The 16032-nt window shown below is 50.5% G+C and carries 17 protein-coding genes; 8 read left to right on the top strand and 9 right to left on the bottom strand.

The window, feature by feature from the left end:
• Window positions 1-40 precede the first annotated feature (40 nt).
• The 4 genes from HV041_RS23285 to yqhD all read right to left on the bottom strand — a co-directional run bounded on the left by HV041_RS23285 (window position 41) and on the right by yqhD (window position 4279).
• Entirely contained in the window at window positions 41-496 is a 456-nt protein-coding gene (locus HV041_RS23285; RefSeq protein WP_048213232.1) for an HIT family protein, read from the bottom strand.
• A 44-nt stretch (window positions 497-540) separates the two neighbouring features.
• Window positions 541-1995 (bottom strand): DASS family sodium-coupled anion symporter, encoded by a 1455-nt coding sequence (locus tag HV041_RS23280; RefSeq protein WP_121585049.1) that lies wholly within the window; start codon window positions 1993-1995, stop codon window positions 541-543.
• Between the two features lie 188 nt (window positions 1996-2183).
• Entirely contained in the window at window positions 2184-3011 is an 828-nt protein-coding gene (gene dkgA, locus HV041_RS23275) for a 2,5-didehydrogluconate reductase DkgA (protein ID WP_048213230.1), read from the bottom strand.
• 104 nt (window positions 3012-3115) lie between these two features.
• The gene (gene yqhD, locus HV041_RS23270) at window positions 3116-4279 is read right to left on the bottom strand and encodes an alcohol dehydrogenase (protein WP_048213229.1); all 1164 of its coding nucleotides are present in this window, start codon (window positions 4277-4279) and stop codon (window positions 3116-3118) included.
• Window positions 4280-4472: 193 nt separating this feature from the next.
• Here yqhD and HV041_RS23265 point away from each other — a divergent pair, with 193 nt between their 5' ends.
• Entirely contained in the window at window positions 4473-5372 is a 900-nt protein-coding gene (locus HV041_RS23265) for an AraC family transcriptional regulator (protein WP_048213228.1), read from the top strand.
• A gap of 69 nt (window positions 5373-5441) precedes the next feature.
• Here the strand turns inward: HV041_RS23265 and yghB are convergent, their stop codons facing one another.
• On the bottom strand, window positions 5442-6101 hold the full coding sequence (yghB, locus tag HV041_RS23260) for a DedA family general envelope maintenance protein YghB (RefSeq protein ID WP_048213227.1): 660 nt from the start codon (window positions 6099-6101) through the stop codon (window positions 5442-5444).
• Between the two features lie 131 nt (window positions 6102-6232).
• Window positions 6233-7420 carry a cystathionine beta-lyase gene (gene metC, locus HV041_RS23255; RefSeq protein ID WP_048213226.1) on the bottom strand — a complete coding sequence of 396 codons (1188 nt, stop codon included), beginning with the start codon at window positions 7418-7420 and terminating at the stop codon, window positions 6233-6235.
• A gap of 251 nt (window positions 7421-7671) precedes the next feature.
• Between metC and exbB the strand changes: the two genes are divergently transcribed.
• Together exbB and exbD are read left to right on the top strand one after the other, a co-directional pair.
• Window positions 7672-8406: a tol-pal system-associated acyl-CoA thioesterase gene (gene exbB, locus HV041_RS23250; protein WP_048213225.1), complete on the top strand. Its 735-nt coding sequence runs from the start codon at window positions 7672-7674 to the stop codon at window positions 8404-8406.
• 6 nt (window positions 8407-8412) lie between these two features.
• Window positions 8413-8838 (top strand): TonB system transport protein ExbD, encoded by a 426-nt coding sequence (gene exbD, locus HV041_RS23245; RefSeq protein ID WP_048213224.1) that lies wholly within the window; start codon window positions 8413-8415, stop codon window positions 8836-8838.
• Between the two features lie 75 nt (window positions 8839-8913).
• Here the strand turns inward: exbD and HV041_RS23240 are convergent, their stop codons facing one another.
• Together HV041_RS23240 and HV041_RS23235 are read right to left on the bottom strand one after the other, a co-directional pair.
• Window positions 8914-9321 (bottom strand): cytoplasmic protein, encoded by a 408-nt coding sequence (locus HV041_RS23240; protein ID WP_121585048.1) that lies wholly within the window; start codon window positions 9319-9321, stop codon window positions 8914-8916.
• Window position 9322: 1 nt separating this feature from the next.
• Window positions 9323-9727, bottom strand: coding sequence for a hypothetical protein (locus tag HV041_RS23235; RefSeq protein WP_048213222.1), 405 nt, complete (start codon window positions 9725-9727; stop codon window positions 9323-9325).
• A 103-nt stretch (window positions 9728-9830) separates the two neighbouring features.
• Between HV041_RS23235 and HV041_RS23230 the strand changes: the two genes are divergently transcribed.
• The gene (locus HV041_RS23230) at window positions 9831-10334 is read left to right on the top strand and encodes an RNA helicase (protein WP_319026329.1); all 504 of its coding nucleotides are present in this window, start codon (window positions 9831-9833) and stop codon (window positions 10332-10334) included.
• Between the two features lie 77 nt (window positions 10335-10411).
• Here HV041_RS23230 and HV041_RS23225 read toward each other — a convergent pair whose 3' ends face one another.
• Window positions 10412-11452 carry an aldo/keto reductase gene (locus HV041_RS23225; RefSeq protein WP_005123138.1) on the bottom strand — a complete coding sequence of 347 codons (1041 nt, stop codon included), beginning with the start codon at window positions 11450-11452 and terminating at the stop codon, window positions 10412-10414.
• 155 nt (window positions 11453-11607) lie between these two features.
• Here HV041_RS23225 and yghX point away from each other — a divergent pair, with 155 nt between their 5' ends.
• The 4 genes from yghX (at window position 11608) to hybO (ending at window position 16031) form a co-directional block, all read left to right on the top strand.
• Window positions 11608-12495: a YghX family hydrolase gene (gene yghX / locus HV041_RS23220; RefSeq protein ID WP_048213220.1), complete on the top strand. Its 888-nt coding sequence runs from the start codon at window positions 11608-11610 to the stop codon at window positions 12493-12495.
• A gap of 215 nt (window positions 12496-12710) precedes the next feature.
• The gene (locus tag HV041_RS23215) at window positions 12711-14351 is read left to right on the top strand and encodes a methyl-accepting chemotaxis protein (protein WP_121585047.1); all 1641 of its coding nucleotides are present in this window, start codon (window positions 12711-12713) and stop codon (window positions 14349-14351) included.
• Between the two features lie 85 nt (window positions 14352-14436).
• On the top strand, window positions 14437-14724 hold the full coding sequence (locus HV041_RS23210; RefSeq protein WP_048213218.1) for a DUF2623 family protein: 288 nt from the start codon (window positions 14437-14439) through the stop codon (window positions 14722-14724).
• A gap of 188 nt (window positions 14725-14912) precedes the next feature.
• Window positions 14913-16031: a hydrogenase 2 small subunit gene (gene hybO, locus HV041_RS23205; RefSeq protein ID WP_016154493.1), complete on the top strand. Its 1119-nt coding sequence runs from the start codon at window positions 14913-14915 to the stop codon at window positions 16029-16031.
• Window position 16032: the final 1 nt, after the last annotated feature.

Here is a 16032-nt window from a genome sequence, read left to right as displayed (position 1 = left end):
TAAGGTGCTCGCACCGCCATCCGGCAGACATGCTCAGTATTTATGCTTCGCGAATTCTGGCCGCTAATGCGGCCAGTTTTTCATCGTCAGCCCGTTCGTGGTCATGTGACGACAGATACCCTTCATACTGCTCGAAAAATTTAGTCTGCCGGGACTCAATCGGTTTCCAGTGCGTCAAATCACCTGTGCCATGCATAGGGCTGAGCTTACTGTGCACATGATCCACGCCAAACCCTTCGAAAAACATCCCCGTACGACTGACATCCGGGAAAGCCTTATCCAGTTTTTTCGCCACCTTTTGGGTCGCCAGCATCAGGTCTGCCAGCGCCTGTGGCGGCATATCAAATGCATAGCTTGGGTAGTGCTTTTTCGGGATCACCACGGTAAAACCGTCGGTGTTTGGGAAAATCGACAGAAAGGCCAGGTGATGCTCGTCTTCCCAGACTTTATGGCAGGGCGCTTTACCTTCAACAATTTGACAGAAAATACAGGTCATTCCTTTTCTCCGTAGATAAGACGTTTCGTCAGGACGCAGTGAGTTTAGTACAGACCCAGTATCTTCCACCACATCAGCCCTACAGTGATAAAGACGGCTTGATTGAACAGGCTGATGATGAATCCTGTTCGCCACCAGACTCCCGTCGGTACGTACCCGGCACCAAACAGAATCGGCCCGCGAGCGTGAGTGTACTGAGTGAGGGAACAGTACAGGCTGCTGGTGAAGGCCAGCATCAACGCCGTAGGGGCAGCGGGAATGTTCAAATGCAGGCCGACGCCGAGGAAAACGGCATACAGCGCCGCAATCTGCGCATTACCGCTGGCAAAAAAGTAGTGGGTATAAAAGTACGCGGCGTTGAGCAGCAGCAGGACAACCACCCAACTGGTCCCATGCATAGTACTGCTCAGGCTATCGCCAATCAGGTTGCCAAACCAGGTGGTAAAGCCTAGTTTTTTCAACTGATTTGCCATCATCAATAGTGCGGCAAACCAGATCAGTGTATCCCACGCACCTTTCTCGCTTTTGACATCTTCCCAGCTCAGAACGCCGCTGAGCAGCAAGATGGATAAACCAACAAATGAGGCGGTGGTGGCGTCGACGCCCAGCGTATCACCAAAAATCCACAGTACCAGCAGGACGCCGACGGTCGCCAGCATCAGCCATTCCCCGCGTGACATACGACCCATTTCCGCCAGTTCTTTACGCGCCAGATTAGGGGCATCCGGCGTGTGTTTAATTTCCGGGCGCACAATCCAGTAGACCAGTAATGGAACCAGCAGTAAGGAAACCAGGCAAGGCAGCAATGCCGCCATAAACCAGCTGCCCCAGGTCAGAGTGACCCCCGCATTGGCCGCCAGCTTCACTGCCAACAGGTTGCCGGTATATCCGGTCATAAAGAGCGCGGCGGTGACGTCGTTGACGTTGCCAATACAGGTGATAAGAAAGGTGCCGATTTTACTGCGGGATTCATCTTCCGGGTTCGAGTGGAAACTGCGCGCCAGGGAGTCGGCAATGGGATAGATGACGCCGCCGCAGCGGGCCGTGTTGCTTGGCATTGCGGGGGAAAGTATCAGGTCCGCAAACGCCAGTCCGTAGGCGAGTCCCAGCGTGCGCTTGCCGAGCAGGCGGATCATCTGCAGCGCAATACGTCGTCCGAGGCCCGTTTTGATAAACCCGCGGGCAATCATAAAGGCGACGACAATCAGCCAGATCAGAGAACTGTTCAGTTCGCTCAGTGCGGTGGTAATAGCGCCGCTGGCGGTTTTATCCCCGGCAGCATAAGCGAGGGCAAAAACGGTAATACCGATAATGCCGACTGCGCCAATAGGCAGAACTTTTGCCACGATAGAAGCAATGGTAGCAACGAAGATAATGGCTGAATGCCAGGCTGGCGCACTTAACCCACTGGGTGGGGTAAGCTGCCAGAGCCCGGCAGAAATAAATAGTATAAGAATTAATGGGAGCCATTTGACGCCTTGCTGTGTTTTTTCCGCCATGGTCACGCACCTATAGATATTTGTGATGTGTTCATTAAATCAATATTATTATTGAATAATTAGTAAGTTATATTGCGTAATGCTGCACGTGGATGTGCCATAAATACATCAATAGTTGCGCGTTTATTGTTTCTTAATATTTCGACAGGAGAAAAGCCCGACGGGAATGCCGGGCTGGAGAGGAGAGATTAACCGCCGAACTGATCCGGGTCAGGGCCAAGGCGTTTACCTTGATCGAGTTTTGCTATTTCACCGAGTTCATCTTTGTCCAGGCGGAAGTCCCAGACATTGAAGTTCTCGGCGATACGGGCAGGGGTGACGGATTTCGGGATCACCACCAGGCCGCTATCCAGATGCCAGCGAATGACGACCTGCGCCGGTGATTTGCCATATTTTTCAGCGAGGTCGCGAATGATCTTTTGATCAAATACGTCTTTGCCGCCCTGCGCCAGCGGGCTCCAGGATTCGGTCTGGATTTTATGTGTGGCGTTCCAGGCGTGCAGCTGGCGCTGTTGCATCAGTGGATGCAGTTCTATCTGGTTAATCACCGGCGGGACACCTGTTTCATCCATCAGGCGCTGGAGATGATTGATCTGAAAGTTGCACACGCCGATGCTCTTAATCAGCCCCTCTTTTTGCAGGTCGATCATGTTTTCCCACGCTTCAACGTAGTGATCGATCGCCGGAACAGGCCAGTGCATCAGGTAGAGATCGAGGTAATCGAGCTGGAGTTTCTCCATGCTTTCGAGCAACGCTTCCCGTGGGCGTTTCTGATCATCATTCCACAGCTTGGTGGTAATGAATAACTCTTCGCGCGGTACGCCAGCATCGCGTATTGCTTTGCCGACACCTTCTTCGTTTTTGTACGCCGCAGCGGTATCAATTGAGCGATACCCTACTTCCAGCGCTTTATGAATGGCGGTGATGACTTCTTCGTTGCTTGCCTTCCAGACCCCCAGGCCCAGTTGCGGCATGACGTTACCATCCTGTAGTTTGATAATGGTTGGAGTGGTCATAATTCCTCCCCTTAATGACTGTCACCGGAACATACTCCGGTGACATAGGTGTGACTTAAGTCTGGTATAAATACCCAAAAACGAAAGTCGGAGGTTAAAAAACCTTAGCGGGCAGCTTCGTAAATCCGGCGGCTGACGTCCAGCGTAATGTCCTGATGTTCACCCAGTTTCGTGCCGCCATGCGCTTGCAGTTTTTCCAGCAGTGCCGGGATGGAACTGCCATCCAGACCGTAGTCAGACAGGCGAGTCGGTACACCCATTTGTTCGAAGAATTGACGGGTGGCGGCAATCGCGGCATCAATGCGCTGGTCTTCGGAGCCTTCGGTGATATTCCAGATGCGTTCTGCGTATTGCAGCAGTTTGGCACGCTTGGTATCGCGTTTTTCATTCCACAATGCAGGCAGGACGATTGCCAGTGTCTGAGCGTGGTCAAGTCCGTGCATTGCCGTCAGTTCGTGACCCAGCATATGGGTTGCCCAGTCCTGCGGTACGCCTGCGCCGATCAGTCCGTTCAGCGCCTGAGTGGCTGCCCACATGACGTTCGCACGCACATTGTAGTTTTCCGGCTCCTGCAATGCTTTCGGACCGTCTTCTATCAGCGTCAGCAGAATGCCTTCGGCGAAGCGATCCTGAATTTTCCCGTCTACCGGATAAGTCACGTATTGTTCTACGGTATGAACAAAAGCATCTACCACGCCGTTGGCAACCTGACGTGGCGGCAGAGTATAGGTGTAAACCGGATCGAGTACAGCGAATACCGGCTGGACAAACGGGGTCATGAAGGCCAGTTTGTCGCCAGTCGTTTTGCGCGAAATTACCGCGCCAGAGTTAGATTCGGAGCCAGTTGCCGGCAGAGTTAATACGGAGCCCATTGGAACGGCGCTTTGTACGTCGTTACCGCGTGTTTCCAGAATGCGCCATGGGTCAACACCGTCAGCGTAATGTGCTGCTGCGGCGATGAATTTTGTGCCATCCAGAACAGAACCGCCGCCTACCGCCAGCAGGAATGTCACCTTCTCATCACGCACGATTTTTACCGCGTTCATCAGCGTTTCATAAGACGGGTTCGGCTCAATACCGCCAAATTCCAGCACGTCCAGGCCTTTCAGTGCATCCTGAACCTGTGCCAGAACGCCGGTTTTTTTCACGCTACCACCGCCGTAGGTAATCAGTACGCGAGCATCCTGTGGGATTTGGTCGCGCAGTTCTGCAATTGCGCCTTTACCAAACAGAATGCGGGTTGGGGTATGGAGATTAAAGTTGTTCATTGCTCGTTACCTTGTGTGGGTAAAAAAGAGGGTAGGCGAGTGCCTGCCTGATGGTGAACATTGTGGTCGTCAGAAGCGTTCCTCTCAATGCTCATTTCTGCCAATGTCTTGCCCATTTCTACAGACTACTGGAGAAAATGGATAAAAGTCCGCACTATATCAGGGTTGCAAATCAATGATGAAATGGTGCCCTATGAACCGTGATGAGATCTGTCTCCTGCTGACAGATAAAATTAAGCAGCTGAAAAATAATGAAAATAAATTAAATGATCTGCTGCCTGATATTCGCTTACTGTACGGCTCTGAACCTGGGGTGCGCACACCAGTGATGTATCAGCCTGGCATTATATTTCTCTTTTCAGGATATAAAATTGGTTATATCAACGAGCGTGTCTTTCGCTATGATGCCAACGAATACTTACTGCTCACAGTACCTTTACCCTTTGAATGTGAAACGTATGCGACACCGGACGTTCCGTTGGCTGGTATCCGCCTGAACGTCGATATCCTGCAATTGCAGGAATTGCTGATGGATATTGGTGAGGATGAGCTGTTCCAGCCTGCAATGGCGGCAAGCGGGATCAATTCGGCGACGCTATCCGATGAAATTCTCTGTGCTGCGGAACGCCTGCTGGATGTGATGGAGCGGCCATTGGATGCACGTATTCTGGGAAAACAGATTATTCGTGAGATCCTCTACCACGTACTGACCGGGCCGCGTGGTGGCGCGTTATTGGCGCTGGTCAGTCGCCAGACGCATTTCAGTTTGATAAGCCGTGTGCTGAAGCGAATTGAAACCAAGTACACCGAAAATCTCAATGTTGAGCAATTGGCGGCAGAGGCCAATATGAGCGTGTCGGCGTTCCATCATAATTTTAAATCGGTGACCAGTACTTCACCGTTGCAGTATCTGAAGAGCTATCGATTGCATAAAGCGCGGATGATGATGATTCATGACGGGATGAAAGCCAGCGCGGCGGCCATGCGCGTAGGTTATGAGAGTGCATCGCAGTTTAGTCGGGAGTTCAAACGTTACTTTGGCGTCACGCCAGGAGAAGATGCAGCCAGAATTCGGATGATGCAGGGGGGGTGATTTCTTGTCGGCCTTAACGCTGCGCGCCATCAACGAAATGCCGGAGTGACTCCGGCATACGGCTGATACTCAGGCGCTACAGTATTTTTTTTTAATCACCACGAACAGCGTTCCCAGCAGACCTGCGGTTAACAGGGCAACAGGCAGGATCATTAAAAAGGTCATCACCTGATCTTCGTGGCGTTTAACAAACGGGATCATGCTGAGCGCATAGCCGAAACTGGTGACCACAGTGACCCACAGCAGCCCGCTCAGCCAGTTAAAAAACTGGAAGCGACGGTTAGGCAGCCCTGAAATCCCCGCCATGGTTGGCAGTAAGGTACGTACAAACGCCAGGAAACGTCCGGCGAGTAGTGCCATCAACCCGTGTTGGTCAAACATACAGGTAGCACGCTGATGATATTTTTCAGGTAATTGTGCCAGCCAGCCTTTTACCGTCCGCGTGTTGCCCAGCCAGCGCCCCTGAATGTAGCTCAGCCAGCAACCGAGACTGGCAGCGGCAGTCAGAATCGCTATGGTAGGTAAAAAACTCATCACGTCCTGAGCAATCAGCGCTCCTGCCAGTAATAGCAGGCTGTCACCGGGCAAAAAGGAGGCGGGCAGCAGGCCATTTTCTAAAAACAGTGTGGCGAACATCACGAAGTACACCACGCTCACGACGTGTGGGTCCGCCAGCGCGGCAAAATCGTGTTGCCAAAGCGCAGAGATAATATCTTGAATGACTACCATGGACTTTCCTGTGGAACAGCGTTTATAAGTGGATTGTACTCCTGAATTGTCCGGGATGCCTTGATCCCGGACGCAACAATTGCAGACTTTTCCACCAGAAGTGTCTGCATATATGTCCATCTGCGGCAATGTTACTCGATTCGGGCAAATCCTGCGGCTAAATCGGCAATCAGATCGTCAACATTCTCTAAACCGATATGCAAACGGATGAGCGTTCCGCTGAAGTCCACTTTGCCTTGCGGACGGATTGCCGCGATATGTTCCGGTTGGTTAGCCAGAATCAGTGATTCAAAACCGCCCCAGGAATAGGCCATGCTGAACAGGCTGAAGTGATCCAGGTACGCAGACAGTTCTTCATTATTTAGCTTCTTATTCAGAACAAATGAGAACAGACCGCTGCTACCGGTAAAGTCGCGTTTCCAGAACTCGTGTCCCTTGCTGCCGGGAAGTGCCGGGTGATTCACGCGGGCAACCTGCGGATGGTCAGCCAGCCACTCGGCGACTTTTAAACTGCTTTCATGGTGTTGGCGCAGGCGAACGCTTAACGTCCGCAATCCACGGCTGGTCATATAGGCGGTATCGGCGTCCAGCATTTGTCCCATCAGATAGGCGTTTTCACGCAGTTGATCCCAGCAACGGGCATTGGATACCGCTGTCCCAGCCATGCCGTCGGAATGACCAATCAGATATTTCGTCCCTGCCTGAATTGAGATATCGATACCGAAATCCAGCGCGTTGAACAACACGCCCGCAGCCCAGGTGTTATCAATCATGATGATCGCGTCAGGCACTACGCTTCTGACGGCGGCAACAATGGCTGGAACATCATGAACTTCCATGGTGACAGAACCTGGAGATTCAAGAAAAACGACTTTAGTGTTCGGCTGTATATGCTTCACAATATCCGCGCCGACCAGCGGATCGAACCAGCCGGTTGTCACGCCAAGCTTGCCCAGCACCTTAGTGCAAAAATCCTGGCTGGGTTCATAGGCTGTGTTGGTCATCAGCACATGATCGCCTTGTTCAACAAAGGCAAGGATGGTGTTGGCAACGGCTGCTGCACCGCAGGGGAACAGGGCGCAACCGGCCCCGCCTTCCAGTTCACACATCGCTTCCTGCAGTGAGAAATGCGTCAGCGTGCCGCGACGGCCATAGAAAAGGGCACCGTTTGCGCGGTTATGCGTCGCCTGTTTTTTCGCCTCAACGGTGTCGAATACCAGTGAAGACGCGCGCTGGATCACGCTATTTACCGAACCCAGCGTGTATTTTTTACTACGCCCGGCGTGAACGAGTTTGGTCTCAAGCTGCTTATCTGCCATGTTGTATTACCTATTTTTATACGTCTGGATGTCTAAACTAGCATGAATCTCATCTGCCGCGTCCTGCAGAACAGCCATAAAGTACAAAATATTCTCAAATCGATTTCTGGTGACTTTTTTACTGCGTGAGCGCAAGGAAAAGAAACCAAAGGTGCGGCACTATGTAAATAGTAATGAGAACGACTATCAATTCGACGTCGTTTTGATATGATTACGCTCAGATTTTGTGATTTGCGTCCTGGAGATACAGAGTGGGTAATAATTTGATGCAGACGGACCTTTCCGTCTGGGGTATGTATCAGCACGCCGATATCGTGGTTAAGTGCGTGATGATTGGGCTGATTTTGGCGTCAGTGGTCACCTGGGCTATCTTCTTTAGTAAGAGCCTTGAGTTCTTTACGCAGAAGCGCCGTCTTAAGCGTGAACAGCAAATGCTGGCAGATGCCCGCTCTTTAGATCAGGCAAGTGAGATTGCCGCTGGATTCGATGGCAAAAGCCTGGGCGCTCTGTTGATTAACGAAGCACAGAATGAACTGGAACTGTCAGCAGGCAGTGATGACAACGAAGGGATCAAAGAGCGTACCGGTTTCCGTCTGGAACGTCGCGTTGCCGCCGTTGGCCGTCAGATGGGGCGGGGTAATGGATACCTGGCAACCATCGGGGCTATCTCTCCATTTGTCGGGTTGTTTGGTACAGTATGGGGCATCATGAATAGCTTCATCGGTATTGCACAAACCCAAACCACCAACCTGGCTGTTGTTGCTCCAGGTATTGCAGAAGCACTGTTAGCAACCGCGATCGGTCTGGTCGCGGCAATCCCTGCTGTTGTTATCTACAACATTTTTGCTCGTCAGATCGGCAGCTATAAAGCGATGCTGGGCGATGTCGCGGCGCAGGTGCTGTTGCTGCAAAGTCGTGACCTGGACCTGAGTGCAAGCGCGTCTGCACACCCGGTACGTGCTGCGCAGAAATTACGTGTAGGATAATGTTCCATGGCAATGAGCTTTAATGAAAACCTGGACGATAACGGTGAAATGCATGACATCAACGTGACGCCGTTTATCGACGTCATGCTGGTATTGTTGATCATCTTTATGGTGGCAGCGCCACTGGCAACCGTGGATGTGAAGGTCAATCTCCCTGCATCCACCAGTACGCCGCAACCGCGTCCGGAAAAACCGGTTTACCTGTCAGTAAAAGCCGATAACACCATGTTTATTGGTAACGATCAGGTCACCGATGAGACGATGATTAACGAGTTAAACGCGCTAACTGAAGGCAAGAAAGACACCACCATCTTCTTCCGGGCAGATAAAACCGTCGACTACGAAACTATGATGAAGGTTATGGATACGTTGCACCAGGCGGGTTACCTGAAGATTGGTTTGGTCGGTGAAGAGACCGTGAAAGCCAAATAATCCTTGTTGCCGGGTACAGGTTTGACCTTACCCGGCAAGCTTCTCCTGATATCACTCCTCTGCAAGTCTTTTGCCTTATCTGTTCTCGTCCAACGCCACCGTAGTGATTTTTGTGGGCTCGTAGTTCCCATCGGATAGCTTACGGGTCAGGCGCAGTGTGGCAGTTTCACGTGCAAGCAGATGCTGGTATGTGCTTTCCAGACGGGCCATTATTTTGTCCCGCAATTCTGGTTGCTGAGCGATGATGGCCTCGATAGTGGCACCGTAAATCTCTTCTTTGGCTTGCAGTGTGTAGATTTCATGACGATTTTGCCATTTCATCCGCACCAGTGCGGCGGGTATAGAAACCATCTCTTGAGCAAGGCTTTCCAGCGTCGTGTTTTTATTGGCTATCAACACAGACAGATTTTGTTTTAAGACAAACTCATCGCTTTTGTGGTTATCTAAAGCCAAATAAACATTATTATCTTCAACATCTTTCATTTTATTTCTCTTCCAGAGAATAAAAAATAGGATCGTTGGTTTCGCGAGTAATTAAATTAAGCCAAATTTTGTTGCCTTGTTCATTTATCATGGTTGTTTTTTTGGCCAAAATTTTACTTAATTCCTGGGCATTAATGTCGCCTTCCGCCTGTAATGAATTGAGCAGACGAGTAAATGACTCAATTTTTGCGGCGCGGAAAAGGCGCTCTTTTAAATGACGATCGCACTCTTCAAATAACATATTCCGGGACTGGCCGGTAGCTGCGGAGCTAATCAAAATTTCTGATTCGTAATCACTTAGTTTTATCTTTCCCTGAGTCAAATTTTCACTATTTTCTGTGGTATTTGTATTGTTCGGGGTTGCGGATAAATGAAAACGAGAGGGAACAAGATGCTCGGGAAGCATGTTGAAATATCCTTTGCTGCCAATAATATGATGTTTTTAATAAGGTAGGCCGCGTTGACAATAGCATGGGGTAATTTTAAAATCAAAAAAAATGGAGCCCGCTATGAACAGTATATTTTATTCTGTTATTACCCTGCTATTGCTTACCTGCGGGGTACTTTTGCTAATGCGTAGTGCAAATAAAAACCGTTATGCAGAAGATGTTAACGCACAGCGCCAGCCGGAAATGCTAAGTAAAGAAGAGGGAGAAGATCATTTTTCTGCCCTGATGAATTCGATTACTCCGGTATGGTATTGGCGAGTCAATCACGAATATATTGATTTTATCCACTCCACAGTCAAGAGGATGACAATGGTGGAGCTGAATGAAACGCCCGGGCTCTTTGACGCGCAGCGGCGCTGTAGCGATCTTAACTCTGCGGTTTATAAGTATTATGACAATATTAAAAAGCGCTGCCTCAGCGGGGAGAAAGTCCCGCACGCCGATCTGGATGTGCTTAACTTGCGGCAGTGCTTCAGGGAGTTCAGCCTGGAAGCCTATCCTGCACTTGTCGCACTGGTATGGCCGGAATACCAGCGTCCGTTGATTAAAGAGGACGAGGTGTGAGGCGAGATTTACTTGCCACTCTCATCAGCAGGCCATTAAGGCCGGGTAGGACTACACCCGGCGTAATGTTCAGATCGTTATTTGTCTGATGAGGCCTGCCACAGATTGAGCTTGCCGTCCGCGACATGTTTATCAATCTGTGCCAGTTCTTCGGCGCTGAATGTCAGGTTTGCCAGTGCCTGAACGTTCTCTTCCAACTGCTCAGGTCGGCTGGCACCAATTAATACCGATGTGACCCGGTTATCTTTTAGTAGCCAGCTTAACGCCATTTGCGCCATCGACTGCCCACGTTGTTGGGCCATCTCATTGAGCAAACGCAGACTGTTAAGATTTGCTTCCGTCAGCATATTTTCCGTCAGCCCACGGACTTTTTTCCCTTCACGCTGCATGCGGGAACCATCAGGAATACCGTTGAGGTATTTCCCTGTCAGGAGCCCCTGCGCCAATGGGGTGAAGGCAATACAGCCCATCCCGTTGGATTCCAGCGTATCCAGCAATCCGCTGCTGTCTACCCAGCGGTTAAGCAGGTTGTAGGATGGCTGGTGGATAAGCAGCGGAATTTTCCATTCCCGCAGCAGTTCGGCCATCTTCTGCGTGCGCTCTGGCGAATAAGATGAGATACCGACATACAGTGCTTTGCCACTTTGCACAGCATGGGCCAGCGCGGAAGCGGTCTCTTCCATTGGCGTATTTTCATCAACGCGGTGCGAATAGAAGATATCGACGTAGTCGAGACCCATGCGCTTGAGGCTCTGGTCGAGGCTGGCCAGCAGATACTTGCGTGAGCCGCCAGAACCGTAAGGCCCCGGCCACATGTCGTAACCCGCTTTGGTCGAGATGATCAATTCATCACGATATTGTGCAAAATCCTCGCGCAGCAATCGACCAAAATTCTCTTCAGCACTGCCCGGAGGTGGCCCGTAGTTATTGGCTAAATCAAAATGAGTGATCCCTAAATCAAATGCTTTTCGCAGCAGTGCTCGTTGTGAATCCAGAGCGTGAACGTGTCCAAAACTGTGCCATAAACCCAGCGACAGCGCGGGCAGGCGCAAGCCGCTGCGCCCACAGTAGCGATAGAGCATTTGCTCATAACGTTCAGGATTGGCAAACCAGGCCATGAGATCTCCTTAGTGCAGGTGAATTTCAAAACAACGTTTCTATTCTAGCGGGTTCGTGGTGAATATCCCGTTCACCAGGTCACATTGGGATGAAAAACTGGGCAAAAACAGACCGCTGTGCTTTGCTTAAAAAAACATCACTCAGGAGTGCGACCATGCCGCGTCTGACTGCTAAAGACTTTCCGCAGGAGTTACTCGATTACTATGACTATTACGCCCATGGCAAAATTACGAAACGCGAGTTTCTGAATCTGGCGGCGAAATATGCGGTAGGTGGCATGACGGCACTGGCGCTATTCAATTTGCTGAAACCGAACTATGCCCTGGCAACGCAGGTAGAATTTACCGATCCCGATATTCTGGCAGAATACATTACCTATCCATCGCCTGATGGGCATGGTGATGTGCGAGGTTATCTGGTGAAACCCGCGAAGGTGACGGGGAAGGTTCCGGCGGTGGTAGTGGTACATGAGAATCGTGGGCTGAATCCGTATATTGAGGATGTAGCACGGCGGGTGGCGAAGGCGGGTTATATTGCGCTGGCACCCGATGGATTAAGTTCACTGGGCGGTTATCCCGGCAATGATGATAAAGGCCGGGAATTACAGCAGCAGGTTGATCCCGTTAAGCTGATGAATGATTTTTTTGCCGCTATTGAGTTTATGCAGCGTTATTCGATGGCGACAGGAAAGGTGGGGATCACCGGATTTTGCTACGGTGGTGGTGTGGCGAATGCAGCGGCTGTTGCTTTCCCTGAACTGGCATGTGCGGTGCCCTTTTATGGTCGTCAGGTTCCTGCTTCTGATGTCCCTAAAATTAATGCGCCTTTATTATTACACTATGCAGAACTAGACACACGAATTAATGAAGGCTGGCCCGCTTATGAAGCTGCACTCAAAGTGAATAAGAAAATCTATCAAGCATATATCTATCCCGGTGTTAATCATGGTTTTCATAACGATTCGACACCCCGTTATGATAAAGCAGCTGCTGATTTAGCCTGGGAACGCACTCTTGCCTGGTTTGATAAATATTTGTTATGAAAAACAAAGCATTACTTACAGCTTTAGGTTAATTATCTGAATAATAATGCTACCTAATTTCATTAACATTCATATTGATATGACCAGCAGGGATAATAGATAGACTTAAAAAAGTAAAAAAATAAAGAACGTATTATATCTTCTTCATTGCCTGCCGATAACAAGGGGAAGTATCGCCTGATGGCGAATTCCTCATCAATGGCAAGGAAATTATTATGTATTTGCTGAAAAACTTCACTATTCGTATTGTCATGCTGGCGATACTGGGACTTTTTTGCCTGCTCTGGTCGGGCGTGGGTTTATTCAGTCTTCATGCTTTATCAAAAATATCAGAAGGCAACGATATTGACCGTCATCTTGTCAAACAGATGACGGTACTGAGTCAGGGGAACGATCAGTACTTTCGCTTTGTGACACGCCTGAGCCGTGCTGTGGATGTCAAAATTGGTGGTGAAACGCCTGATTTTGCACCTGCCCAGCAATCGCTGGATAATCTGAGCCAAAAGCTCCAGGAGATGAAAACATTGTCCCCAGGACCGATGGACCCGGAAATTTCAGCAGCAGTGCTGGCCAAGTGGCAAGCTTTGCTGGATAAAGGCGTGATACCGCAAATGCAGCTGGCGCAGCAGGGCTCGCTTACGGCGTTTTCGGAACATGCCAGCACGATTACGCCCGCACTGAGCCGTGAATTTGGTGCCAGCGCTGAGCTGTTTAATACCACCGCCGGAAAGAGACTTGATGCGACGCGTATCATGGTAGACGGTAAAACGTCGATCATTCGGACACTGATTATTACTGCCGTTATCCTCGGGATTGCCCTCCTGTTCTTCACCGATCGTTACCTCGTTACCATGATGGTGAAACCTCTCGGTCGCATTCGCTTGCAGTTCCGCCAGATTGCCCAGGGCGATCTCAGCCATCCAATTGAAGATTTTGGGCGTAACTGCGTGGGCCAACTGGTCCCTTTATTGTGCGCAATGCAGGACAGCCTGCGTGAAGCCGTAAGTACGATTCGTTCAGGCAGTGACAACATCTGGCGAGGCGCTACGGAAATTTCTACCGGCAATAATGATCTCTCTTCCCGTACTGAGGAGCAGGCCGCGGCGCTGGAAGAGACCGCTGCCAGCATGGAGCAACTGACCGCCACGGTAAAACTTAACGCCGAAAATGCGCGTGAGGCCAGCCAACTCGCCGATACGGCGACAGAAACGGCAGGTAAAGGCAGCTCGCTGGTTTCAGAAGTGGTTGAGACGATGGACGGTATTGCCGCCAGCTCTAAACAGATCGCAGAAATTACCTCTGTCATTAATAGCATTGCTTTCCAGACCAACATTCTGGCGCTCAACGCCGCCGTTGAAGCGGCCAGGGCTGGTGAACAGGGACGTGGTTTTGCCGTGGTAGCAGGGGAAGTACGTAATCTCGCCAGCCGTAGCGCCGGTGCGGCAAAAGAGATTGAGACATTAATCGGTGAATCGTCGCGTCGTGTCGAGCAGGGTGCTCGTCTGGTTAAAGAGACGGGATTAACCATGGAAGCGATTCTGCGCGGTGCCACCGAAGTGACCGTTATCATGAAACAAATTGCCTCAGCCTCGGAAGAGCAGAATAAGGGCATCTCGCAGGTTAGTGTTGCGATCACGCAGATGGACAGCGTGACGCAACAGAATGCCGCGTTGGTAGAACAAGTATCCGCTGCGGCAGTGGCGCTGGAACGGCAAACGGAAGAGCTGCAACGCTCGGTGCAACAGTTCCGCCTGTCTGCGAATGATGTGCAATACGCCGCTGCCAATACCGCTTCCCCTTCCGCAGAAAGCAGAACCTCTGCAGCACCTAAAACGGACGAGTGGGTGTCCTTTTAATCTGGCACAAAAAAGTGCGTGATACCTCTGGCCTTTGCTTAAAAAATCGCTATATAATTTGTTATATAGCGATTGGAGGTTATGCATGGACAACCATTTTGGAAAGGGCCTGATGGCCGGATTGAACGCCTCAAGTGCGGACAGTGCTCGTTCAGTGGCGAATTTTTGTTCAGATTATAAACGCGGTTTTGTTCTGGGTTTTTCACATCGAATGTTTGAAAAAACGGGTGACCGACAGCTCAGCGCATGGGAAGCGGGGATCCTGACGCGTCGTTACGGGCTGGATAAAGAGATGGTGATGGATTTCTTCAAAGAGAACCAGTCGAGTACAACAATTCGGTTTTTCATGGCCGGCTATCGGCTCGAAGCTTGATCCAAAAGGGGTATTATCTTGCTTTAATTAATTACACTATTGACCTACGCCTTCGTTTTGTTGCTCCGCCGAAGTATTATAATGCACATAACCATATAAAAAGTGTGGTAATGGCGCGCCGATCGCAATATGCAACATGCGAATGGTGCAAAATAAAAGCCAGGTCTTCGCAACGGAATAACAATAAAATGACTGGAGATAATTCTCTCATCAATTCGAACGGCATCAATCGCCGTGATTTCATGAAGCTTTGTGCAGCACTGGCCGCTACCATGGGGCTCAGTAGCAAAGCCGCCGCAGAAATGGCCGAATCAGTTTCTCGTCCTCAGCGCCCGCCGGTTATCTGGATTGGTGCTCAGGAGTGTACGGGTTGTACTGAATCGCTGCTTCGTGCGACACACCCTACAGTGGAAAACCTCGTTCTGGAGACTATCTCTCTTGAATATCATGAGGTGCTCTCTGCCGCCTTTGGCCACCAGGTCGAAGAGAACAAACATAACGCTCTGGAGAAGTACAAAGGGCAATATGTTCTGGTGGTAGATGGTTCTATACCACTAAAAGATAATGGTATTTATTGCATGGTTGCCGGTGAGCCAATTGTGGATCACATCCGCAGAGCGGCCGAAGGTGCAGCAGCTATCATCGCTATCGGCTCTTGTGCCGCATGGGGTGGTGTGGCTGCCGCTGGCGTGAACCCAACGGGTGCAGTCGGCTTGCAAGAAGTTCTGCCAGGCAAAACCATCATCAACATCCCAGGCTGTCCGCCTAACCCGCATAACTTCCTCGCCACGGTCGCGCATATCATCACTTACGGTAAGCCGCCGAAGCTGGATACCAAAAACCGTCCGACATTCGCCTATGGCCGTTTGATTCACGAACACTGCGAACGTCGCCCGCACTTTGATGCCGGTCGTTTTGCTAAAGAGTTCGGCGATGAAGGCCATCGTGAAGGTTGGTGCCTCTATCATCTGGGCTGTAAAGGGCCAGAAACGTACGGCAACTGCTCAACATTGCAATTCTGCGACGTTGGCGGCGTGTGGCCGGTGGCTATTGGTCATCCTTGCTACGGCTGTAACGAAGAAGGCGTCGGTTTCCATAAAGGCATTCACCAACTCGCCCATGTGGAAAACCAAACCCCGCGTTCAGAGAAGCCTGATGTCAACATGAAAGAAGGCGGCAACATTTCAGCTGGGGCTATTGGGCTGCTTGGCGGCGTAGTAGGACTGGTTGCCGGTGTCAGCGTGATGGCGGTACGTGAACTGGGGCGTCAGCAGAAGAAAGATAACGCTGACTCACGGGGAGAATAAC

The organism is Citrobacter sp. RHBSTW-00029 (assembly GCF_014104295.1).
GTDB lineage: Bacteria > Pseudomonadota > Gammaproteobacteria > Enterobacterales > Enterobacteriaceae > Citrobacter > Citrobacter youngae.
This window is presented reverse-complemented; position numbering and strand designations above follow the sequence as displayed.

Coding starts and splice junctions, on each gene's coding strand:
- HV041_RS23285 (WP_048213232.1), bottom strand. CDS start 496: ATGACCTGTATTTTCTGTCAAATTGTTGAAGGTAAAGCGCCCTGCCAT.
- HV041_RS23280 (WP_121585049.1), bottom strand. CDS start 1,995: ATGGCGGAAAAAACACAGCAAGGCGTCAAATGGCTCCCATTAATTCTT.
- dkgA (WP_048213230.1), bottom strand. CDS start 3,011: ATGACCACTCCAACCATTATCAAACTACAGGATGGTAACGTCATGCCG.
- yqhD (WP_048213229.1), bottom strand. CDS start 4,279: ATGAACAACTTTAATCTCCATACCCCAACCCGCATTCTGTTTGGTAAA.
- HV041_RS23265 (WP_048213228.1), top strand. CDS start 4,473: ATGAACCGTGATGAGATCTGTCTCCTGCTGACAGATAAAATTAAGCAG.
- yghB (WP_048213227.1), bottom strand. CDS start 6,101: ATGGTAGTCATTCAAGATATTATCTCTGCGCTTTGGCAACACGATTTT.
- metC (WP_048213226.1), bottom strand. CDS start 7,420: ATGGCAGATAAGCAGCTTGAGACCAAACTCGTTCACGCCGGGCGTAGT.
- exbD (WP_048213224.1), top strand. CDS start 8,413: ATGGCAATGAGCTTTAATGAAAACCTGGACGATAACGGTGAAATGCAT.
- HV041_RS23240 (WP_121585048.1), bottom strand. CDS start 9,321: ATGAAAGATGTTGAAGATAATAATGTTTATTTGGCTTTAGATAACCAC.
- HV041_RS23235 (WP_048213222.1), bottom strand. CDS start 9,727: ATGCTTCCCGAGCATCTTGTTCCCTCTCGTTTTCATTTATCCGCAACC.
- HV041_RS23230 (WP_319026329.1), top strand. CDS start 9,831: ATGAACAGTATATTTTATTCTGTTATTACCCTGCTATTGCTTACCTGC.
- HV041_RS23225 (WP_005123138.1), bottom strand. CDS start 11,452: ATGGCCTGGTTTGCCAATCCTGAACGTTATGAGCAAATGCTCTATCGC.
- yghX (WP_048213220.1), top strand. CDS start 11,608: ATGCCGCGTCTGACTGCTAAAGACTTTCCGCAGGAGTTACTCGATTAC.
- HV041_RS23215 (WP_121585047.1), top strand. CDS start 12,711: ATGTATTTGCTGAAAAACTTCACTATTCGTATTGTCATGCTGGCGATA.
- HV041_RS23210 (WP_048213218.1), top strand. CDS start 14,437: ATGGACAACCATTTTGGAAAGGGCCTGATGGCCGGATTGAACGCCTCA.
- hybO (WP_016154493.1), top strand. CDS start 14,913: ATGACTGGAGATAATTCTCTCATCAATTCGAACGGCATCAATCGCCGT.